General features: G+C 31.2%; 15 protein-coding genes and 1 tRNA gene. 7 read left to right on the forward strand and 9 right to left on the reverse strand.

What is annotated here, in order from left to right; genetic code table 11:
* Positions 1-282: 282 nt before the first annotated feature.
* The 3 genes from FLP_RS18895 to FLP_RS18905 are packed head-to-tail and all read right to left on the reverse strand — an operon-like array spanning position 283 to position 7,546.
* Positions 283-717: a hypothetical protein gene (locus FLP_RS18895; RefSeq protein ID WP_065451044.1), complete on the reverse strand. Its 435-nt coding sequence runs from the start codon at positions 715-717 to the stop codon at positions 283-285.
* Between the two features lie 12 nt (positions 718-729).
* Positions 730-7,080, reverse strand: coding sequence for an FG-GAP-like repeat-containing protein (locus FLP_RS18900; protein WP_083195907.1), 6,351 nt, complete (start codon positions 7,078-7,080; stop codon positions 730-732).
* Positions 7,081-7,084: 4 nt separating this feature from the next.
* Positions 7,085-7,546, reverse strand: a complete 462-nt coding sequence (locus tag FLP_RS18905; protein ID WP_243397555.1) for a T9SS type A sorting domain-containing protein — start codon at positions 7,544-7,546, stop codon at positions 7,085-7,087.
* Between the two features lie 628 nt (positions 7,547-8,174).
* Between FLP_RS18905 and FLP_RS18910 the strand changes: the two genes are divergently transcribed.
* The 3 genes from FLP_RS18910 (at position 8,175) to FLP_RS18920 (ending at position 14,360) form a co-directional block, all read left to right on the forward strand.
* Entirely contained in the window at positions 8,175-12,155 is a 3,981-nt protein-coding gene (locus FLP_RS18910; protein WP_165606696.1) for a T9SS type B sorting domain-containing protein, read from the forward strand.
* Between the two features lie 517 nt (positions 12,156-12,672).
* Entirely contained in the window at positions 12,673-13,341 is a 669-nt protein-coding gene (locus FLP_RS18915) for a hypothetical protein (RefSeq protein ID WP_065451048.1), read from the forward strand.
* Positions 13,342-13,730: 389 nt separating this feature from the next.
* Positions 13,731-14,360: a hypothetical protein gene (locus FLP_RS18920; protein WP_065451049.1), complete on the forward strand. Its 630-nt coding sequence runs from the start codon at positions 13,731-13,733 to the stop codon at positions 14,358-14,360.
* Positions 14,361-14,502: 142 nt separating this feature from the next.
* On the opposite strand, the gene FLP_RS18925 is transcribed toward FLP_RS18920, so the two are convergent.
* Positions 14,503-14,967, reverse strand: a complete 465-nt coding sequence (locus tag FLP_RS18925) for a JAB domain-containing protein (RefSeq protein WP_065451050.1) — start codon at positions 14,965-14,967, stop codon at positions 14,503-14,505.
* Positions 14,968-15,464: 497 nt separating this feature from the next.
* Here FLP_RS18925 and FLP_RS18930 point away from each other — a divergent pair, with 497 nt between their 5' ends.
* On the forward strand, positions 15,465-16,370 hold the full coding sequence (locus tag FLP_RS18930) for a LytTR family DNA-binding domain-containing protein (protein ID WP_056191235.1): 906 nt from the start codon (positions 15,465-15,467) through the stop codon (positions 16,368-16,370).
* Between the two features lie 101 nt (positions 16,371-16,471).
* Complete coding sequence (locus FLP_RS18935) at positions 16,472-17,623, forward strand: acyltransferase family protein (protein WP_065451051.1); 1,152 nt, start codon at positions 16,472-16,474, stop codon at positions 17,621-17,623.
* 404 nt (positions 17,624-18,027) lie between these two features.
* Here the strand turns inward: FLP_RS18935 and FLP_RS18940 are convergent, their stop codons facing one another.
* Both FLP_RS18940 and FLP_RS18945 read right to left on the reverse strand, forming a co-directional pair.
* Positions 18,028-18,786: a hypothetical protein gene (locus tag FLP_RS18940; RefSeq protein ID WP_065451052.1), complete on the reverse strand. Its 759-nt coding sequence runs from the start codon at positions 18,784-18,786 to the stop codon at positions 18,028-18,030.
* On the reverse strand, positions 18,776-19,105 hold the full coding sequence (locus tag FLP_RS18945) for a hypothetical protein (protein WP_083195908.1): 330 nt from the start codon (positions 19,103-19,105) through the stop codon (positions 18,776-18,778). Before FLP_RS18945 ends, FLP_RS18940 begins: the two co-directional genes overlap by 11 nt.
* A gap of 728 nt (positions 19,106-19,833) precedes the next feature.
* Here FLP_RS18945 and FLP_RS18950 point away from each other — a divergent pair.
* Positions 19,834-21,102: a hypothetical protein gene (locus FLP_RS18950; RefSeq protein WP_123921688.1), complete on the forward strand. Its 1,269-nt coding sequence runs from the start codon at positions 19,834-19,836 to the stop codon at positions 21,100-21,102.
* A gap of 141 nt (positions 21,103-21,243) precedes the next feature.
* On the opposite strand, the gene FLP_RS18955 is transcribed toward FLP_RS18950, so the two are convergent.
* The 3 genes from FLP_RS18955 to FLP_RS18965 all read right to left on the reverse strand — a co-directional run bounded on the left by FLP_RS18955 (position 21,244) and on the right by FLP_RS18965 (position 21,993).
* Positions 21,244-21,498: a GIY-YIG nuclease family protein gene (locus tag FLP_RS18955; protein WP_065451054.1), complete on the reverse strand. Its 255-nt coding sequence runs from the start codon at positions 21,496-21,498 to the stop codon at positions 21,244-21,246.
* 110 nt (positions 21,499-21,608) lie between these two features.
* The gene (locus FLP_RS18960) at positions 21,609-21,863 is read right to left on the reverse strand and encodes a GIY-YIG nuclease family protein (RefSeq protein ID WP_065451055.1); all 255 of its coding nucleotides are present in this window, start codon (positions 21,861-21,863) and stop codon (positions 21,609-21,611) included.
* 56 nt (positions 21,864-21,919) lie between these two features.
* Positions 21,920-21,993: transfer RNA gene (locus FLP_RS18965), tRNA-Met, on the reverse strand.
* Between the two features lie 153 nt (positions 21,994-22,146).
* Between FLP_RS18965 and FLP_RS18970 the strand changes: the two genes are divergently transcribed.
* Positions 22,147-22,539 (forward strand): START-like domain-containing protein, encoded by a 393-nt coding sequence (locus FLP_RS18970; RefSeq protein ID WP_026984135.1) that lies wholly within the window; start codon positions 22,147-22,149, stop codon positions 22,537-22,539.
* Positions 22,540-22,548 lie beyond the last annotated feature (9 nt).

Here is a 22,548-nt window from a genome sequence, read left to right on the forward strand (position 1 = left end):
TTTCTCTGAAGCTTTCTCTTAGTGCGGGAAGCATTCAAATAACGAGTCAATTAAATACTAAATTGACGCGATTAAATTGTCAATTAACACTGAAGCTTTACGTTAGTAGTCAACAACAAAAAATCTCTAAGTAATATAATTAATAAAATAAGTAAATCAAAACATTATAAATGGAATTCTTGTAAGTAAAATAACTTAAATTTTTAGAATATTCATTTTTATATTTTTTTAAAATTATTCAAAAAAGTTTAGTGTTACTTAACTCCTTTCAGGTTTAAAAAACTAGAGATAATTTATTAGAATTTTTTTTAAATCACTTTTTAATAGCTCAATGTTTATATCAAGTTTATTTTTTTTACTCACTTCAGCAAGTAAATCTATTTTGTGTAAAAGAGATTCTCTGATAAAATCATATCGTTCGGATTCATTTTTACTAAAAAAATTGTCTTCATTTATTACAATTGGTATTCCTATTGATTTTTCTTTCTTTCGATAACTTTCAATTTCTTTTAAGTTATTTAGTAGATATGGAATGGGATTGATATAAAATTGGAATAATATTAATTTTAAGTCCTGCCCGTAATCCTTGTTTTTTAGAATTTTTAAAGTTTTTTCAATTTTATTCTCTCCATAAATATAGGATCTAAATTCAGGGCCCATTACATCTCCAATATTAGCGGAAACAAAACAACCTAAAATGTTTTCATTGTCATTCATTATATTTTATTTTTAGTGCATATTTAAATTTAAAGGACCTCTCTGTATTATATTTTGTTGATATTCCCATTGGTAAGCTTCAAGCCTATTAGAGAATATAGGTGCAGTTTCCATGTAATGTGACTGCATAAAACTTTTTGAATATCTACTCTCAGGAATTAGTTTTGATGTAATTCCATTTTTAAGAAAAACTCCTTCATTTGTATATAACTTGTAACCCCAAGTTGGCCTTAAACTTTTTAATGAATTACCATGGACAACAACTTCTTGTAGGTTTTCAATTTTTGCAAATTCTGGATTTTTAGAAAGGTCAACATAACCTGAATTATCAGCAGTTGCTGTGCTACTCATATTTACAGGCTCCTGCTGTGTATTTGATGTTTTCTGATAATCTACAAGGGCCTGTTCTCTAGAAATATCAACTTTATCAACAAGTACGGTTGGCTTAGGATTTCCTGTCAATGTATTTAAACCTTTGGCTTGTGCCGCTTTTAATCCTTGATATCCTCCTGTAACTGCGGATATAGCAATGGTGAAACCTACATTTGCAAAGGGATCCTGCCCATCAACAATATTTGCAACACCATTTAAGGCAACATTGGTAGATATAGCATAAGCTGCTCCATTCAAAATACCTGGAGGTGCGAAACTTGCAGCATATCCTCCTGCTGCACCAAATACCGCTCCTTTAACTCCTCCAAAAGCGCCATCAAGCATTACCTGACCAAAATTATTACCATTAAGGGCAGAGCCTACTGCACCTCCAGCAAATCCTGACGCGGCACCTACTATCATACTAGCTGCCAAAGAAGATCCCATTCCTGCCGTTGCATAAGTCACTACTACTGCAACAACAACAACAACAACCATAACGACAAGTTGTTTCCAATTATCACTAAACCAGGACTCACCAGTAAAATCAGTATACTTTAGAGGATTATTTAAAACATAGCTATATCTGTTATAGTTTTGAGTATTAGATAAATCCTGTATAAAATTATCAGGTTGCAAGAATCTATGTAGTTTAGGATCATATATTCTCCCATTCATATTAATGATACCAATACTCTGTAAATGCTCATGTCCTGTATAGCCTCTATCTAATATTATCAAGCCTTGAAGAGTATTTCCTGCCCCGTCTTGTACTTTAATAATATTACCCCACGCGTCAAAAAGCCGTTTTTCGACAATTGATCCAGCTTGATCTGTGATTGCAATTATTGAATTTTGATAATCACGTTGTAAATATAAAAAATTTTGCGTTGTCCCATCACTTTTAAGAACTACTGATGCTGTATATCCATCTCCCCCTATGTATGTAACAAATTCAAAATCACCCGTTGTTCGGTTTTCTTTTATTTCCATTGTTCCATCAGCTGAGTAATGCTTTCGAAAGGGTCTTAAAAGTTTATCATCTTCCAATCCGCCATAGAATATTGTACTACGTTCATTGCCATCATTATAAGTAAATGCAAGTTTATCAACTCCAGTTTCTTCAATTTGGACAGGTTTTTTAAAAGTATTGTATGTTACATGAAGAGTTGGTCTTGCTGTATAATAGCTCAATGCATTTGACGTTACTGTAATTGAGGTATTTTGATATGGTTTATTTGTGTTTGAATAATTATATGTACCAACATTATTTTGAGTAATTCGACCTTTATCATCATAAAGTTGTGTTTCCTGCACTCCATTTATATTTGTGTATTCTGTTAAACGGTCTAAAATATCATATTTAAAGTTTTCATCCCAACCAAATAAGTTATTGCTACGACTTGTTAAATTGCCTTTGAGAGGGTTAAAAACCGTATTTAATGTTAAAATATTAGCAACGGGGGCAGCTGTTTTATCATATTTTACTTGAGAAGGAAATCCATATGAATCAAAATTATTGGTTATAGTTGTTGGGCCGTTTTGCCCGGAAGTTAATTTTCCTTTTGCGTTAACAGTATTTGTCTGTGATAAAACAGTACCGTCTGAATCATCCAGAATTTGCCAAATAAATCCATTTTTATAACTATATTTTACGGCTTTTGAACTACTTTTTCCTGATATGCTCGCAGTACTTGTTTCTTTATTAACACGGCCAAAAAAATCATATTCAAATTTTTTAGTAAAGCTAGCGTAAGGAGTTATTTCAATTGTCTGACTTACTCGTTTTGATGCATCATAGGTGTATAGGTTTGTAATTATGCTGCCGCTTTCATTTAAATTTTCAAATTTAGTATCTGATAATAGTTTACTTGTTGAATCGTATGTATAAGTTGTTTTTGAATTGGTATTTGTACCGTTAATTGTCTTTTGACTTATTTTCCCAACATTATCTAAAGTGAAAGTAGTTGTGCCATTTGGAGTAGTCTCTTTTGTTATTTCTCCAAATGTATTGTATTCATATGTATAAATACCTGCGGATGGATCGGTTAGTTTTGTTTTTCTTCCCCATCCGTCTTGTTCTATTAAAGTAATGACCCCATCAAAATTTGATGATTTTAAGTTACCATCGGCAAAATATGTGTAAGTGATATTTCCTCCAGGGCTTTCAGTTAGTGAAATAACATTTCCAAGGGCATTTTTAATTATTGTTTTTGTTTTTCCATTTTCGCTCACACTAGTAGTCAAGCCTGAGTAAGTTATGTTGCTAGACGTACCTGTATATGAGATATTACTATAAGGTCTTCCGTAAGTATCATAATAAGTTGTGTTCCATTGTGTAGGAGCCGAACCAAAATAGGGTTCGCTTATTTGATTGTTTCTATTGTCGAAATCATAATTATAAGAAACGTACGAAAAAACATCATTTATGTTTTTTACTCCGGTTTTTATTTTTCGGCCCAGATCATCAAAGGTTTCTTCACTAGCGCTGCCATCATCTCCTGTAGTAGTTATGATCGTTTTACCAGAGCTGTTTGAGTATGTGTAATTATTCGTTTTACCTAAATAATCAGTTGTCTTGATTTTTTTTAACCAAGAATCATAAAGATATGACGTTTTTAACCCAGAAGGATTTATTTGAAAGTTTAAGGATCCATTACTGGAATTGTAATCGTAAATTGTCGAAAGCCCTTCGATATCTGTGCTTTTTGTCAAAAATCTACCTGAAGAATCATATTCATATTTGGTAATTCTAGGAGCCAATCCAGAGGTAGAAATTGATTTTTGAATGACATTTCCATATGTATCAAAAATATTGTCTTCAATCAAATACTCTGTATCCGTTCCCTTTTTCTTTACCTGTGTTAGTAGATTGTTTGTATATGCATATAATTCCTCACTAGTTGATGTGTCTCCAGAAACTATTGTACTTTGTGTTTTACTTGTAAGTCTGCCTATAATATAGGGTGAGCCTGTTGTTTGATTTTCGTAAGTAAAAATACCCGTTGTAGTTTGTAAAATTGCGGATCCTTCTTTTACTTTTGCAATAGTTTGGGTAGGATTATTATATATGTCAAAAACATTTGTTGTTTCAGAATTAGTATTATCTAAACCATTGTATTTTTGTGTTATTGTGTTTGAGAGTTTATACACCTTATTGGGTAAAAGTTGGCTTTCGTAAGTTAAAGTGGTACGCGAAATATAATCACTCGGCGTTTGATTTGTTAAACTGGCATATCCTAAAACAGTATAATTTTCAACTGAAGCCCCTCGAAGATTTATGTTGTTCCTTGTTACATCTGAAATTATAGGTTTTGAGTCATCAAACCAGTTTGTTTTTAAAGTGGATCTAAAACCTAAAAATCCTAATCCTTCAATGTTTGAAACTGCTCCATAATACGTGAAGAGCTGTTTTTTATATGTTGTAGAACTAGTTCTTTCCAGTTTTGTTACTACCTGAAATGTTGGCGCTACAATTATATCTGTATAAGGATAATTTTCAGTATAAGGACTGCTATAATAAATAGGTCTGTTATCCTGATAAGAATTTGAATCAAGTGACATATACGATATTGATTCTGTAATTCCATTGCCAGTAACGATACCTTTAAGTAATTGTTCTTTACCGGAATCTTTGGTAGAATTAAATATATAGATTTTGTTATTATTTATAAAAGAAAGTTCCAGTTTTTTATTGAACTGATTAGCTGACAAAAAAATGGGTAAAGCATCACTATAAATATCAGGCTGATTAAGAATCCCTCCACTGTAAGAATTACCAACAACAGAAGAAAAACCTCCATTTTTATTTATGTAACATGATATTCCAAGACTTCCTGTACTTGAAGCCCTACTTGAGTTTGCAACTAACAAATCGGTCTTTCCGTCATTGTTATAATCTGATGGAATTACACTATATGTGATATTGCTACTATTAGTGGGGAAAGTAAAGTACGTCTGAGTTTCTTTAATAAGGTTTATACCAGTAGAAGAATATTTATACCATTCAGAATATCCAGGCCCTTTTGGAATAATAAAATCTGTTTTACCATCACCATTATAATCACCCATCAATATTTTGTCAATTGTTATATTTGGGTCGTTTGTTGGGGTTTTGAATAATAAGACAAATTGTTTACTGTCATTTAATGAATAAATTTTAACGCCGCCAGTATCAAAAACATAAATGTCAGATTTCCCATCTCCATTGAAATCTGCAACCAAAAATTTGCTGCTATTTGTAGTGCTTAGAATACCCGCTTGATTTACAAAATCAGTAGTGACTCTTCTATCAAGGTTAACAAAATATGATCTACCGCCTGTCAAAGTTTGTGTTATTGTCCTTGTACAGTCAAGAAACATAGTATAAGTAATAGATTTTTCGATTACTACTGCATCTGTTAATCCGTCGCCGTTAAAATCGCCGCTGATATAAGTTTTAGGAACATCTTTCTCTATATAGCCTTCTTTAGTAGTAGTAGCCGCTTTTGCATTTAAATTAGGATTTGCTATTCTGTCTACTGGCTCATCCAGATCACAAGGATAGAAATATGTTAGTGTAAATTTTGGGAATGTATATAACTTTTGGTCTTGCTGGGTAATACCAGATCCAGCTTTAGCATAGGTTGTGAAACTGTCAGATTTTGCAACAACCCACGCTTGTAGAGGCATTAATTTATTATCGGAATTTAGCCAGGTTGCTGGAAATATTTCTTCAAATTTGCCTACAGGATGTTGCCAGCCAATATCCATAGAATTACCTGATTGTAAACCTGAAAAAAGCCAGTATTTAGCCTTAGAATCACTTCCTACAGTAGGATATAAAATAAAATCCATACTACCATCTCCATTAAAATCGCCTGAAACAGTATTGGAATTTGCAGAGGTAATACTCCCTACACTTAAGCTCGAAGTGATTGGTGAACCTACTATCGTTTGCGCTGTTGTATCATAACTGAAAACAGTAGGATTGTAAGATTTGGTTCCGTCACCACTCCTTTCAGTAATACTAATTAATCGCTGATAGTCTAAAGTTGTGGTTTCGTGCTGTAGTAAATAATTGCGAAATGGAACGCTATTTCCCCATGAGGTAACCTGGCTTAATATTTTGTTTTGCAATAGATTTTGCCCTCCCACATACATTTGTTCTGGTCTTTGCCTTATTTTATATGTAAACTGAATTTCATTAATAGGGCTATTCGTTGCAACAGCACCATATTTAATGGAACTGACATTTGTTATATTATTTGTTTGTTCATAAGAATAGCTAATTCTTATACCTTGTGGGTTTTCCCAATATGTTATTGACCAATCAGTAATTGATCTTGAATCTGCTGAATTTCCATAATAAGCTTTTGAGCCGTCTGGATATTCTACAATAAAATATTCTGGTCCATAGTTAGAACCATTAGGATGAATTCCTCTAGAAGTAATTTTTACATTTGAAAAATTTTCTGTTTCGTATACAGTTGTATTTGCGCCATAGGCTCCCGATGTTCCTGTCTTGATAATTAATCTTTGCCCATCGAAAGCAAAACGGTCTAAAGTATTGAAATCAACAGGATCTATTGTTCCATCATGAAACTTGGAGGCTGCAATTCTACTTATGGAGGATATTCCTGATATATTCCATCCAAAACCAGCATTACCATTTCCTCCCTGACTACTATAACTTAAATAAATATTGGGAATTACTCCATTTATTCCCGGTGGGGTTGCAATAGGGATTTTGTAATTGGCACCCCCATTGCCAGAAACTGATAATTCACCCTGTGTAGTTCCTGTTTCTGAGGAATTTCCTGTAGGAGAAGCTAATATTGTTACAGAAGCTGGAGCATTTTTAATTATATTCGATAGTGAAGTTTTATTTTCTGTAGCGGATTCAATTCTTTTGATTATAGTCGTACCAGTAACTATTTTTCCTTTCTCTGTTTGTGCAGTTAGCAGAAAAGAAAAATATAACAGCATAAAAGTAAAGTAGAGTTTTTTCATAATATTATTGCTTTATGATTTTGATTGTTTTTTGTTCTCCGTCTTTGTATAATAACTCAATCAAGTAAACTCCATTAGGATATGTATTAAAAGAAATGTTCTGGCTGTTGTTTTCTGGTTTATTTTGATTAAATGAATCTATTAGCTGACCATTTATATTGTAAATCTTTATAATTTTTACATTATTATCATTTATCGGTTGCCAACTAAGATATAGCTCTTCTTTGACAGGATTGGGATAGTAGGAGATAGCGTCTTCAGGAGAAAATTTTAATAAATCCTCTTGTGTCAAATTTTCAACTTCTTTTATAGGCATGTCAGCTTTTTTTGAAGCAAAACATCCTGAAATGCAAAGTTCTCTTTTTATCTGATTTCCTGCATTATCATAAAAGAACATGAGTTTGTTTTGAGCAGTTGAGATATATGATATACTCAAAAAAATAAAAAAAAGGTAATTTTTCATCATAGCTAAGTTGTTTGATATAGTTGTGTAGAATTTAATTTTATTTAATAATCTCCGAAGTTGCTTAAAAATAGTGATTTGCAAATATTATTCTTTAACCTTAAATAGTTTTACGGGAAACCACATTGTTTGAAAATTTAACAATATTATTTATGAAGGTTAGCCATTTAAAGGACTAATTAGGAAATTAATAACTGTATATAATCTCAGATCAATTTCCATCGGAAATACCTGTGTTCAACTTTTCAAAGATTGGATTAAATTTATCGGAATGAAAAAAGACCTAATGAATCTTGATTTCTCAGGTCTGCATTAAAATAGTACTTAATGTGACAATTCTCGAACCATTTGTAGCTAATTTGACCAATTGAGACATAATGAAATTTAATCTATTTTTTTGTCACACTTTTTTGATTTGCATATCTTTTATTATTAAAAACAATAAAGTTTTAAACTCCACAAATAAAACATAAAAGTCAGAGATTATGGGGATATTGCAGGTCATGGTTATACAATTCCTCCAGTATAAAAAGCAACGGAGTAAGTCCTCAAAATTATTTATATTTACATCGAGATTATCATCAATTACGGCTATTAGGTTTCGCTGGATAACTATTTTAAAATTATGCCTTTGAAAATAAAATTACTTTTAAGTTGCTGTTTTTTTTCCTTATTTTCTTTTGCCCAAAGGGAGGCAAGTGTTTGGTATTTTGGTAAAAATGCAGGGCTAAAGTTTCATCCCGACGGATCTGTTACTTCATTAACTGATGGCAAATTAGTTACTAATGAGGGCTGCGCTTCGATAGCAGACGCCGCAGGAAATTTATTGTTTTACACCGATGGAAGAACAGTATGGGATAAAAATCATTTAATTATGCCTAATGGTGATTATTTCAATGGTACTGGATTGAAGGGAGATCCGTCAAGTACAAATTCGGCTATCATTGTCCCTAAACCGGGAAATTTAAAAATATACTATATTTTTACTTTAGATGAGCCCCATCACGAAAATGCTGCAGTTTATCCAAACGCTTTTTCAGGGAATTATATTGATGAGGATAGTGGTAAAACTCCAAATAATGATGATGGTCTAAATAATGGTTTAAATTATTCCATTGTAGATCTTACGAAAACTGGAACTAATGGCAGTCTGGGGGATATTGTAAGCCGTAATAATCCCCTTATCACATACGATACAGATCCAAACGGAGAAGAAATAAAATACAAATGTTCTGAAAAGTTAACCGCGGTGCGCGATGCTTCTGGAAATGGTTTTTGGGTTATTACACAGTTTACGGATTATTTTTATTCCTTCAGAGTGACTTCCAGCGGTATTACAACAACACCTGTTAAATCACTGGTATTACCAAGTGTTCCTACTTATGGGTATCGAAGAAATGCAATAGGGTGTTTTAAAGCATCACCTAACGGAAAAAAATTGACTGCGGCATATGATCAGATTGATACACCAACAACCCCTTATAATAATTATAAAGGAAGCGTTTATACCTATGATTTTGATAATTCGTCGGGTAAAGTATTTAATCCTAAGTTGATTGCAAAAGATATACGTGCTTACGGCGTCGAATTTTCAAATGATTCCAATGTCCTTTATGCAAGTATGGAAGCACTATATACTTCACAAGGATTGGCGCAATTTGATTTGCTCAGCAATGACATTCCAAATTCAAAATTATATATTTTTAATGCTCCATATGGTATTGGAGCACTGCAATTAGCGCCTAATAATAAAATTTACTACAGCAGTTATTATCCAAGTTCATTAGGTGTTATCAATAATCCTAACATAGTTGGCTTAGGATGTAATTTTGATCCAATAGGACAGCCGTTATTATTAGATACTACTCATAATAAGGGGCTGCCTCCATTTATAACCTCATTTTTTGATGCTTTTTTTGAGGCTAAAAATTTGTGTCTTGGAAATGATACATCATTTATATTAAATTCATCTCAAACAATAACAGCCGCCACATGGGATTTTGGAGACGGAACTACTTCAACAGATTTAAATCCTTTACACAGGTATTTAGCCGTTGGATCTTATAATGTCTCGGTAACAGCTACAGGCCCAAGCGGCTCCAGCACAGAATCAAGAGAAGTGATTGTCAGTAATATTCCAACTGCAACTCAGCCACAGGATATATTGGTTTGCGATGACAACAATGATGGTTTGTTTGTATTTGATTTAACCAAACAAAACAATTCTATTTTAAACGGACAGGATCCAAATTTGTATACAATAAGTTATTATCATAACAATATACTTATTCCTAATCCCAACATTTATCAAAATAAAATACCTTATCAGAAGGAAAGCATTACAGCAGAAGTAAGTAATAATATTAATTCAATGTGTAAAAGCAGTACCTCCTTTGTTATTAACGTTCATGACAGTCCAAAACCTAATTTACCTTTAGATATTCCAGAATTGACTAGTTGTGATAATTCTAGTGTTGGAACGGATACTGATGGTAAAATAATTTTTGATTTGACCCAAAGAGAAGCATCTATATTAAACGGTCAGCCAGCAGCCCAATTTTTGATTTCCTATTATAAAGATGCGGAATTTAACCAGTCCATAATTTTGCCTGGATCTTATGTAAATTCGTTGGCTTCAGAAACTGTGTATGTAAAGGTAATAAACAAAGATAATATTGGCTGCTCAGCTGCAACATCATTTAATTTAAAGGTTTTTAGTCTGCCTATAATTGTAAGTACAGTAAGCTTAAAACAATGTGACGAGGATATTGATGGATTTAGCTTTTTTAATTTAGAAGAAGCAATTAAAAAAATAATGACAAATTCAACTGAAATTATAACATTTTATAAAACCTTAGCTGATGCTCAGAATGCTACTAATCCCGTTTTAAATCCTACTGCATATAGAAATCAAAATGTTAGCAGTGATAAGGTATATGTCCGAGTATCTAATCAAAACAATTGTTACCGGATTGCACAATTAAATCTTATTGTTTCGACAACGCAAATACCCTCGACATATTCTAAATTATTTACTCAATGTGATGATAGTAATCTAGGAAATAACCATGATGGTATTACATCATTTGATTTCAGTAGTGTAACAACCGATATAAAAGAAAATGTTTTTCCTACGGGACAACTTTTAGATGTGAGCTACTATGAAAATGTTGAAGATGCTTTGGCAGAGAAAAATGCTATTTCGGATATCTCGAACTATCGTAATACAAGCTCACCTAATTTACAGAAAATTTTTATCAGGGTCGATAGTAGAATTAATAATGATTGTTTAGGATTGGGAGGATACATTACCTTAAAAGTTGAACCTGTTCCTATAGTAGAAAATTTGAAAAAAGAACATTGTGATGACGATCAGGACGGTATCTACGGATTTAATACTTCAAACCTTGAAAAAGAACTACTGAACGGGATCACAAATGTTACTGTCTTTTACACGGATCAGGATAATAATCCACTTTCAAGCCCACTGCCAAATCCGTTTATCACAGCTTCTCAGGTTGTAACGGTTGTTGTAAAGAATAATACGTCTACAGGATGTTCATTTAATGCAACAATATCTTTTGTAGTAGACAATTTGCCTGAAGTATTTGCAATTGATCCGACACTTACCAACGTTTGCGATGATGAACCAGATCCTGTTATGCAGGATGGTAAATATGCTTTTAATACTTCTTCGTTTGAGGCTGCTTTATTGGGTGGGCAAACTGAAATGACGGTTAGATATTATGATGCTAATGATCAATTGTTATCTAGTCCGCTTCCTAATCCATTTGTAACCCACACGCAAAATGTAAGAGTAGAAGTCATAAATCCGAATAATTCAAATTGTTCTGCCAGCACTATAATTCCTTTTATTGTAAATCAGGTTCCTAAGATTAATTTGAAAGGAGAGGAGTTAGTATGCAGTAACTTGCCAACATTCACAAAGAACATCGATGCCGGACTCTTAGATTTGAGTTTGATTAATGATTACCAGTACACTTGGTTTTTTAATGAAACTTTACTTCCAAATGAAACAAGCTATGGTTTAACAGTGAATAGAGAAGGAATATTTACTGTTGATGTTGCTGATAAACAAACACATTGTAGTCGAACAAGAACAATCAAAGTATCAGCATCAGATATTGCTTCAAATTTAATTGCTGTCGTTGATCAGTCCAATACCATTACTATTTCTGTAACAGGAAACGGAGATTACGTGTATGCTTTAGATGATGAAAATGGTTATTATCAGAAAGAAAATTCTTTTGAAAATGTGCTTGCCGGTACTCATACAGTTTATATAAAAGATCAAAATGGCTGTGGAACGGTATCTAAAGAGGTAGCAGTTTTTGGAATCCCTAACTTTTTTACGCCCAATCAGGATTCTTATAATGATTATTGGAACATTGAAGGTATTGATGCTTCAAATGCAAAGACAACTATTCAGATTTTTGATCGGTATGGAAAACTACTAAAACAAATTACTCCGATGAGTCAGGGATGGGATGGAACTTATCTTGGAACTCAGATGCCAGCGGATGATTATTGGTATGTAATAAAATTGGGAGACAACAGGATTTTTAAGGGACATTTTGCTTTAAAAAGATAAGAAAGACAAATATGTTCATTTTTTACAAATCTGAATAGGTGGCAGGATTACATGCCTATTCCTTAATTCGTTGATTTTATTGGTGTTCTCAAGTATTCTTCCAAAAAGGGTAGCCGAATAGGTCTCATTTATAATGACTTACCTTGTAGCCCTTTGTAGCCTTGATCAATTTAATAGCAGTGAGTCAATGTACTTTTATATACGTAAAGGTATTAAAAATGTCATTATAATACAACCTTTAATAATCGTTGTCTTGAGTTATTAAGGCTGTAAATAGGATAAATTACTTTGGATTAAACTTTTTCGGTAGTATGTATGTCATTTTTTTATGACAAATAAATATTTATTTATCATTATGTTTTTCCGTAATATTTCCGAATATTAATCGGTAATATTTGTTCTAAAATTATGAAAAGATCGAAATATAATTTTATAGCTACGCAAAATTACTGCGTACTTCTTAGATATCTTTGAAGTTAATAAAAGATATTAATAAGTAATTTTTATACAAAATTTTATGGAAAGACAACCTTTAAATGAAAATGTTTCCGAAGTTGATTTAACTCAAATATTTAAAGAGTTAGAGCAATTGAACAAACAATTAAATGACACAGCTGTTGAGATTTTTACAAATGAAACACAAAGAAACTTACTTTCCAAACCAAGTCATTTTACGTTTTCAATTGTTCACAGAGCAATAGAATTAAATAGAGGATTTAAAGCTCTAACCGAATCCAACAACTGGATAACCGCAATAAACTTATTACGGCTTCAAGCTGATAATTGTATGAGAATGTTCGCTATGAGTTTGGTTACAGATAGATTGGACTTTTATAATCGAATTCAAAATGGGGAACATATTAGAAATATAAAAGATGCAGAGGACAACAAAATGACTGATTTGTATTTATCTCAAAAATTAGACAGTATTTATCCTGGATTTAAATTATTATATGAAAACACAAGTGGATTTATTCATTTCTCAAGTGAACACATAAAATTGAATACTGACAGAGTAGACAATGGTGAGGAGTTTATGATGTACATAAGATTAGCTGAGATAACGGAATTTTCGATAAATAAAAAAGTGGACTTCGCTTTCAATATGTTTATGGTAAGTAAAGAGCTGTATAAACTTCTAAATGGTTATAAGCTGCACATGATAGATTTTATGAAACAATTTTGATTAAAAAGGACTGTATGTAACTGCCGTTTGGTCAGATTATAAATTGAGGCTGAATTTAAAGATAGTTTATATTTGGAAAATTTGTGATTAACCGAAAGATCCTCATCTTTAACTCGTGAACGGAAAGAAAATTAAATTTGACAGACAAAGTAAAATACAAAACAAAAAAGCTCGCGATTTCTCTGAAGCTTTTGTCTTACTAACGGGATCAAATCAAGTATTCAACCAGTTTTTTGGCGATTATTATAGTGTTATCGAATGCTTATCTTAATGATTTATAATGCAAAAATTATAACACTTATACATCAATCTCCCCAAATTTGGATAGCTTTGTGTGGTTTATCACACATATAAATTAGGAAGGCATAATTACCCATAGAAATTGAACAATGACAAATAATAACGAAAACGAACTTTCGAAATCTCTTGCACAAACTCTTTCGGAATCAGATTTAACCAAAATCGGAATTGATATTGCAGAAATATCAATTGATTCAATACTAGAAAATGGTGTACTTAAAGATTTACCAATTGTTGGTTCTTTAATTGGAATTTGGAAAACTGGCGTTGCTGTAAATGATTACAGGTTTCTAAATAAAATGATGCTTTTCCTTAAAGAATCATCTATATTATCAGAAAGCAATCGAAAAAAAATTATTGAAGATTTAGAAGACAGTGAATATCAATCAGAAGTAGGTGAAAAATTAATTGCTATTATTGATAAATTGGAAACTGGTTCTAAAGCTAAACTTCTTGGAAAAACATTAGCTCTTTTTGGTAATAAAATTATAACAAAAGATGAATTTTGGAGAGTAGCATTTATTATTGAAAGATTACCAATGTCGGATATAATTGCGCTAAAAAATTGGAAGACTATTGAATTAAATATAGTTGAAGATATTCGAAGGCACCTTTATCTTTCTGTCGGAATAGGATGGTTTGTAATAAATATGTCATCAACTGGATTTTGCTGGCAAGAAAGGTTATGTGAAATTTTTGGCGACTATTTAGTTGATTAATTTAAACTATCCCTAAAAGATACTACAATGGATTTGGGAAATTGGCTTAATGCAAAATTAAAATTAATGTTGAGCACTAATATAAAAATCATTTTATAGGCTATCATTTTTTGGGATGTATTACTAACTATTATAAAGGCGCTTATAAAGCGCCTTCATCAGCAAAGGAGTAATAGGATTCTCTAGTTATAATCAAAGAATCCAGTAATGTGATATCAAGAAGTCTTCCGGCTTCTTTTACTTTTCGGGTTATTTGTTTATCGGCTTCAGAGGCTGTTAGGTTTCCTGAAGGGTGGTTGTGAATCATCATTAAAGATGTAGCATTTGCCTTAAGAGCTGACGAGAATATTAGTCTAATATCTACAACAGTTCCAGCAATTCCTCCGGAAGAGATTTCGTAAATTCCTAGTGCCTTGTGAGCTTGATTCAAAAGTAATACTTTGAACTGCTCGAAGAATTCTATTTTATTATGATCCCAAGCTGAAAGCACAAGTTTATAAGCATCTTTTGAAGATTTGATTTGTGGTCTTTCAGAGTTTTTTACTTTTGTTTTATAGATCAGTTCAATTTCAGATACATTCTGCCAGTTTTGATTTAAAGTTTCCATAATTTCTATATTTTAAATTAATTATGGAACATTCACCGGGAATCGCCTAGCAAGCGCAAAAAGCAACGCAATAAAGCAGGATTTTTTTCCTGCATTTATGGGGGAATTTTTTGCAAGCGCCCGCAGGAGATTCTCGAACTTTGTGACGAAATTAAATAAGATATTAAAAGAAGTATGGATTCGTTAGCATGGGTTGGAAAAGATTCAATGTAGCCACTATGCAAAAAAAGTAAGGTTCGAACCCCTCATCGCCCACGGAAATTAATAATAAATAGCGGACTGTCAGGGAATACAATCGAACACCTGATCTCAGTTTTGACATTTTTTGATAACTTAAAATAGTTTTATTCAAAGTTAATATTCCATTTAAGTCAAAAAAAAAATAAAAGTACTTTTCAAAGTGTTTTGCTTTTTTTAGATATTATCAAATCTAAATAGTTCCAAAAGCTATACGCTTTCTATTTTTTGTATTTTTATTCCCAAAATAAATTTTTAATATGCGATTCTACATCAATACAGAACATTTGAGGAATGAAATTGAATATCCTCAACGATATAAGTTTGAAAATCTTATCAAAAGCTCTATTGTTGTATTTCTTATCATTCTACTTTTTCTTTTAATGTTTAAACCATTTGGAGTTTATGATCCGGAACTGAAAATGCATTATTTCTTTATTTGTTTTTTACATGCTTTAGCTCCGGCAATAATTTTATTTGTTTATTTTGGAGTATTGAATTATTTCAGAAAAACGAAGAATCAAACTAAATGGACTTTACTTGAAGAATTCATTCAAATTGGAGCGCTATTAGTTTTAATTGGTACAGCAAGTTTCTTGATGCGAGATTTACTTTATAACAATCCAAACAACTGGTCATGGAATTATTTCTTTGAAGAAATCAGAAATTGTTTTGTTGCGGGTATATTTTTCTATTTTTTTCTACGATTATCAACTTTCTATTTTGAGTCAAAAAAAGGATCGCCATTTGTTCTGCAATTTACCCCGCTGACAGTTAAACCCGAAAAAACAGTTTTAAAATCTAATATTTTTATCACCACACAGGTAAAACAAGATGATTTTTTACTGGATATGGACCAATTACTCTTTGCAAAAGCAGATGGCAATTACATTGAGTTAACAAAATCGAATGGCCATCAAATGACTACAGAAGTAAAAAGAATTTCGTTAACTCAATTTGAAACTCAAATAACAGATTACCCGCACTTATTTAGATGTCACAGAACCTATTTAGTAAATATGTATAAGATCAAACAAGTAGCTGGAAACTCCCAGGGTTATGTATTATCATTTAAAGAAACAGACATAAAAATACCTGTTTCAAGAAAGCAAATCGATAACTTTAATAGCTGTTATCAGCAGCTTCAAAATAAAAACATTGCCTAAGCTTGTTGCTTATCACAAAAGCTAGTTGCTAGTAACAACCCTTGCTCTGGCTGTATTTTCTTGTTGTACGTTTGCCATAAATAACGCAAAACCTATTTATTATGCCAACTGCAACAGCTGTTTCAAATGAAGATTCTGGCTCTTTAAACAAATTATTATATATAGATAATATCAAAGTTTTACTGACAATTTTAGTGGTACTTCATCACACTTTAATTGCTTACAGTTCTTCGGGAGGCTGGTATTATAATGAACCAAGCAGCTTTTTAGGTGCACGTGCTGTTATGACAATGTTCGTTAGTATCAATCAGTCTTTTTTTATGGGGTATTTTTTTCTATTGGCAGCCTATTTTACCGGTTCTTCGTATTCTAGAAAAGGAGCTTCAAAATTTATTAAAGACCGATTAACGAGATTAGGAATTCCTATAGTATTCTATTCTTTTATCCTTACACCATTCATGTGTTATCTGGTCTATTATTTTACAAAAAATCATATCACTTATTTTGAATATCTAAGCGGTTACGATAGTTGGATTGACTTAGGAGTTACATGGTTTGTGGCGGCACTTTTGCTTTTTACATTACTTTATGCAGCAGTAAAAAAAATATTCAAAATTAACTTCGACAAACCTGTGGCAGCACCTAACACGCGTGCCATATTATTATTTGCATTAGCATTAGGAATTATTAGTTTCTTGGTTAGAATTATATTTCCTGTTGGATGGGTTCTTGAACCAGTTGGATTTCAGCTTGGGCATTTTTCACAATATATTGCACTATTCATTATCGGATTACTGGCTTCAAAAAACAATTGGTTCGATCAACTTTCAGAAAAAACAGGCAGACAGCTGAAAAGATCGGCAATGTTATGTTTATTGTTTTTTCCATTATTTTTTGTCATTAGTTTCAAGCTAAACACACCCTCTTCTTGGTTTTCCGGAGGTCTTCATTGGCAGGCATTATTATATGCAGTTTGGGAACAATGGATCGGTATATCGATAATAACAGCATTATTAATTAAAGGAAAAAGAAACTGGAATATTTATTCAAAACTATTTACTAAAGTATCACGCTGTAGTTTTGCTGTTTACATTTTTCATCCGTTTGTAATTGTAGTACTTACATTAGCGGTAAGAAGCTGGTCTATTGATCCTGCAATAAAACTTCTAGCTATTGCTCCATTAATAGTGCTAAGTAGTTTTGTACTGGGATCACTTATTTTATTAATTCCAGGAATAAAGAAAATCATTTAGTATTTTATTTTAAATGATGGGATTAAAATCTTTCGCTGCAATAAATCATTCCTTCGGGATTTTATAAAGAGTTCCGGACGAACGAGATATAAAATTTCTCTTCAGATTTTGAGATTGATCCATAAAAAAATTAAGGCAAGCAATTTGTGAAGTATAAAAAACAACGCCATTGGAATCCGATGGCGTTGTTTGTCTTTGTGTGGAGTGTCAGGGCATGGAATCGAACACTTAATACCCATTCTGACATTTTTTGATACCTTAAAATAATCCTGTTACACATTCAGATCATTATTGAGTAGAACAATTTCCTGATTAGTTTTGTTTGTAATAACATAAACTTTTTCGCTTATATCAAAGTGGTTAGAGTCCTATTCTCGCTACTAAAAATAATTTTTGATAGTGTTTTAGCGATGTGTGTTTTGAGATTTTTGCTCGACAACAACTTCTTCTTTTAATTTTGATATTTGATTTTTCAAATTCTCAAAATCAAGATTTATTTTTGTAGCTTCTTTAATATCAAGAACTCTTAAAACTGAAATTTGAGCAGTAATCTGTGATGCTTTCTGAATTGAAGAATTATAAGGTTTGCTAATTTTGGCATTTCGAAAAATACTTTCATTAGGTCTTAATTTTTGTGAAACAGCTCGGATTATTTTGAAAGCTTCTCTATTCAATTCCATATTGCTTTTTATAATATTTGCGCTTGGGGAAATAGATTCTAATTTATTTAGCAAAAAATGGGTTCTATTACTATTTAATATTTTATTGTATCTCAAATTCATTTTGTTTTGAAATCTTCGATATTTATTTTTATAAAATAATTTAATTAAAAATTCCGTGGACGTATATACTGTTGGATCAGGTTGAATACAGACCACAAGCTCTGTCAAATTAAATTCATCATACTTTTTAATCCATGAAGCAAATTTTGGCTGTAAATTATTTTTTTCAGTTTGTATTATTCTAATCGCAATATTATTATACCTCACAGCTATTAATGGATTGCCATCATTTATCTCTTCCCCATTCATGTAATGATTACTCATCCAATCTTTAAAATCAGGTTCAATTTCATGGATTTTGCTTTTCCAAAAATCTACATTTGATTTATATTTTTCATCATCTTTCAGGAAACCTTGAAAATTTGAAATTTTATATTTCATTTTTTTGTGTTTTAGATTTTGTTAGAAAAGCGACCCCTTTATGAACTTCTAGGTCTACACGTTCTTTGTAATTTTTGGGAAAAGATTTATTATGTACTGCGGGTATTCCTCCTTTTTTATTTGCTTTATTTACGTAGTCTATACATTCAGCAAAAGCATTTTTTCGAATCTTTAAATCTCTTCTAGTTAATTTATTTTTTAAATTTTCTATAAAGACTATTGCTTGACAATGGTATAAAGGGTCAACTTGTGCCCAATTTACGGATTCCTCTAATTTTTGCCCTTGTGCTTGAAAACGCCCTCTATTTTCTATATCCATAAATATCAAAATAATGTTTAAATATTATATTGTGGAATTGTAAGTAATATTATCGTCTGATAAAAATCAAAACTTTTATAAATATTAGGTTAATTCTAATTCAAAAGTAATTAACTAAGATTTTCGATCTTAGCTCTTTCGGGACCCTATAGCATAAATTAGCAATCTTTCCGCAAAGAGAATCTACAAAAGTAAATATAAACAAAAAAAAGTCCAGATTTCTCTGAAGCTTTGTTTTAGTGGCGGGAAGCATTCAAATATCTAACCAGTTTTTTGAAGATTATTATAGTATCATGAAATACGCATCTTAAAATTTTATTTTGAAATATTAATATAACTTTTTTGAAGAATAAATAGAAGCTTCTTTATTTTGAAATATAAAACTGTTGAAAGAATTTGGAAAAAAAAATACAAATTGAAAACATGTAGTTTGAATCTTTTTCTGCTTTTTGTTTACATATCCATATATTTGAAAATTAATCAATGTGTAATATGTATTAGCATGAGTAACAAAATTTGGAGGATTTTTGAGATTTTGTCAGACATATCAATAATTTTAAAAATCTAGAAAAATCATTTAATGGAAATAAAAACTAAAAATGATAGGACATTAATTTTTAGAGAAATTAAAGATGAAAGAATATGGAAAACTTAGTCATAATTATCAGCTAGTGATGACTTCCCTACCACAAAAAAAACTTAATTAATAAAAATAATTTTATAAAAAAATGAACCTAAAAACAATACTTTTTTTCTCTCTTTTTTTTCAATCTATGATAAGTTTTGGACAATTTAAAGGTCCTGAACCAACAATAATTCGGCCTGAAGTTATTCTCCCAGAGAATCAATTAAACGACTTTGCAAAATCATATAATAAAAAAAATAAAAAAACAATCATTGGTAAAAAAATCACGGAATATGATATAAATGGAAATATAACGAAAGAAATAGATCCTGGAATTTCTTCGACAACAACAACACTTTACACTTATAAAAATAATATTTTAATTGAGAAAATCACGACCACTATATCGGATTCGAAAATAGTGAAAAGGAATAATGCTGAGAATGCCGCTTACATAAGAGAAAGCTTAAAAAGAGGTGAACAAAGCGTTGTAGTAGCTTCATTTGATGACGAAAAGAAATTGAACACATACAAAGCTATTTTAGATAAAAAAAATCGTGTGATTTCGTATATATCTGAACAAAAAGAAAATGACGGTTATAGACCGATTGATATTACTAAGCAAGTTAAAATCGTTTACGATAAAGATAAAATCGTAGAAATTACTACGAACAATACTGAAAAAAAGCATTATTTCTATGAGAAAAATTCCCTTGTAAGATCTGAATCTTTAATAGATGATGATGATTCAAAATCATCCTATACAAATGATTATGTTTATGATAGTAACAATAATTTAGTTCTAATAAAAAGCAATAGTAAAGGGATTTTTAAAGGAAAACCTTTTCAATATAGTTCTGTTAACGATTCAGCCGTTTACGATAATAAAAGGAATTTAGTTTGGGCCTATTATATAAGTAATTATATGCCATCTAAAGGAAATGAAAAAAAACAATTTATAACTTATAAATATGATGCCAATAACAAACTCATCGAGTCTTCTCAATATGAAAACGGAATTGAGCATATAAAAAACGAGTATTTTTATGAAAATAATCTAATAACAAAAGTATTAAAAACCTATTTCGTTGGTGTTCCTGTTAAAACTACTGGCTCAAAAACTTATAATTATACTGATGGTAAATTATTAGAATACAATGAAATAGATCCTTTTACTAACAGTGAAAAACAGTGTATTTATGAATATGATGAAGCTAAACATTTAAAAAAGATAACTGAAATAAGGAAATATACAGATAGTAGAACAGGGAAAATCACAAATCATACTTCCACAGCTGATTTCTCTTTTAAAGAAAATACACTAACTTTTAAAAATCAAATAGGGCAATTAGAAATTTATGATTTTTTTTAATAAAAACTTGATAGATTAGATTTATAACTATAAATGAACAGTTCTTAAAACAAAAAAGCTTCAGATTTTTCTGAAGCTTTGTCTTAGTAGCGAGGACGGGAGTTGAACCCGTGTCCGCCGCGGCGGATATAAATACTGCAACTATAAGTTTTGGATTATATTTTGAATAAATTCCCTGCCAATTCCTGATTTGAAATATTTCTCTCTTTTCATTGCTTCCGATTTAGAATGGAAAAATTCGACATGAATTACAGTCCATGGTCTAAATTTTAAAGTAAATCCTTTTGTTCCAAGATAATTATGAGACTTAAATCTATCAATTAAATTAGAAGTAAAACCCGTATAGTTTTTATTAAATCTTTCAGAATAAAGAATATAGACAACAAATTCTTCCATGTGCAACTTTTATAAACGAAAAAAACACCAACTTTTCAGTGGTGTTTTTTATTTTGTAGCGAGGACGGGAGTTGAACCCGTGTCCGCCGCGGCGGATATAAATACTGCAACTATAAGTTTTGGATTGTATTTTGAATAAATTCCCTGCCAATTCCTGATTTGAAATATTTCTCTCTTTTCATTGCTTCCGATTTAGAATGGAAAAATTCGACATGAATTACAGTCCATGGTCTAAATTTTAAAGTAAATCCTTTTGTTCCAAGATAATTATGAGACTTAAATCTATCAATTAAATTAGAAGTGAATCCAGTATAATTTTTATTAAATCTTTCAGAATAAAGAATATAGACAACAAATTCTTCCATGTGCAACTTTTATAAACGAAAAAAACACCAACTTTTCAGTGGTGTTTTTTATTTTGTAGCGAGGACGGGAGTTGAACCCGTGACCTCAGGGTTATGAATCCTGCGCTCTAACCAACTGAGCTACCTCGCCAAGATTGCAAGTGAACCGTGTTCCTCATTGCGGGTGCAAAGATAGAAATATTATTAAAGCTTCCAAGAATAAATTGAAGAAAAAAAAATATTTTTAAAAATGCATTGTTTTTGGACATATATTCTTATATTTCGAAAAAATTAAAAGTAGCACATGGATCCAAAAATACGTTACGAAATAGAGTTTCCAATAAATTCTTCGCCACAATTATTATATCAATATATATCAACGCCGTCAGGTTTGTCAGAATGGTTTGCAGACAATGTAAACTCACGAGGCGAATTTTTCACTTTTATCTGGAATGACTCGCAGGAAAAAGCACGTTTGGCTTCTAAAAAAACTGGGGAAAAAGTCAAATTTAAATGGGTTGACGAAAGCAGTAAGGATACAGAGTACTTTTTTGAATTGCATATTTTAGTAGATGAACTGACTAAAGATGTATCATTAATGGTAGTAGATTTTGCCGAAAAAGAAGAAGTAGGAGAAGCTAAACAATTGTGGGAGAATCAGATCTCAGATCTGAAACATCTTATAGGATCTGTTTAGTAAAATTCT

The organism is Flavobacterium piscis, from assembly GCF_001686925.1.
GTDB classification, from domain to species: Bacteria; Bacteroidota; Bacteroidia; order Flavobacteriales; family Flavobacteriaceae; genus Flavobacterium; species Flavobacterium piscis.

Bases quoted from the DNA above. Each gene is read 5' to 3' on its own strand.
- FLP_RS18925 (WP_065451050.1), bottom strand. From the start codon at position 14,967: ATGGAAACTTTAAATCAAAACTGGCAGAATGTATCTGAAATTGAACTG.
- FLP_RS18905 (WP_243397555.1), bottom strand. From the start codon at position 7,546: ATGATGAAAAATTACCTTTTTTTTATTTTTTTGAGTATATCATATATC.
- FLP_RS18940 (WP_065451052.1), bottom strand. From the start codon at position 18,786: ATGAAATATAAAATTTCAAATTTTCAAGGTTTCCTGAAAGATGATGAA.
- FLP_RS18915 (WP_065451048.1), top strand. From the start codon at position 12,673: ATGGAAAGACAACCTTTAAATGAAAATGTTTCCGAAGTTGATTTAACT.
- FLP_RS18960 (WP_065451055.1), bottom strand. From the start codon at position 21,863: ATGGAAGAATTTGTTGTCTATATTCTTTATTCTGAAAGATTTAATAAA.
- FLP_RS18970 (WP_026984135.1), top strand. From the start codon at position 22,147: ATGGATCCAAAAATACGTTACGAAATAGAGTTTCCAATAAATTCTTCG.
- FLP_RS18945 (WP_083195908.1), bottom strand. From the start codon at position 19,105: ATGGATATAGAAAATAGAGGGCGTTTTCAAGCACAAGGGCAAAAATTA.
- FLP_RS18930 (WP_056191235.1), top strand. From the start codon at position 15,465: ATGCGATTCTACATCAATACAGAACATTTGAGGAATGAAATTGAATAT.
- FLP_RS18920 (WP_065451049.1), top strand. From the start codon at position 13,731: ATGACAAATAATAACGAAAACGAACTTTCGAAATCTCTTGCACAAACT.
- FLP_RS18950 (WP_123921688.1), top strand. From the start codon at position 19,834: ATGAACCTAAAAACAATACTTTTTTTCTCTCTTTTTTTTCAATCTATG.
- FLP_RS18900 (WP_083195907.1), bottom strand. From the start codon at position 7,080: ATGAAAAAACTCTACTTTACTTTTATGCTGTTATATTTTTCTTTTCTG.
- FLP_RS18935 (WP_065451051.1), top strand. From the start codon at position 16,472: ATGCCAACTGCAACAGCTGTTTCAAATGAAGATTCTGGCTCTTTAAAC.
- FLP_RS18895 (WP_065451044.1), bottom strand. From the start codon at position 717: ATGAATGACAATGAAAACATTTTAGGTTGTTTTGTTTCCGCTAATATT.
- FLP_RS18955 (WP_065451054.1), bottom strand. From the start codon at position 21,498: ATGGAAGAATTTGTTGTCTATATTCTTTATTCTGAAAGATTTAATAAA.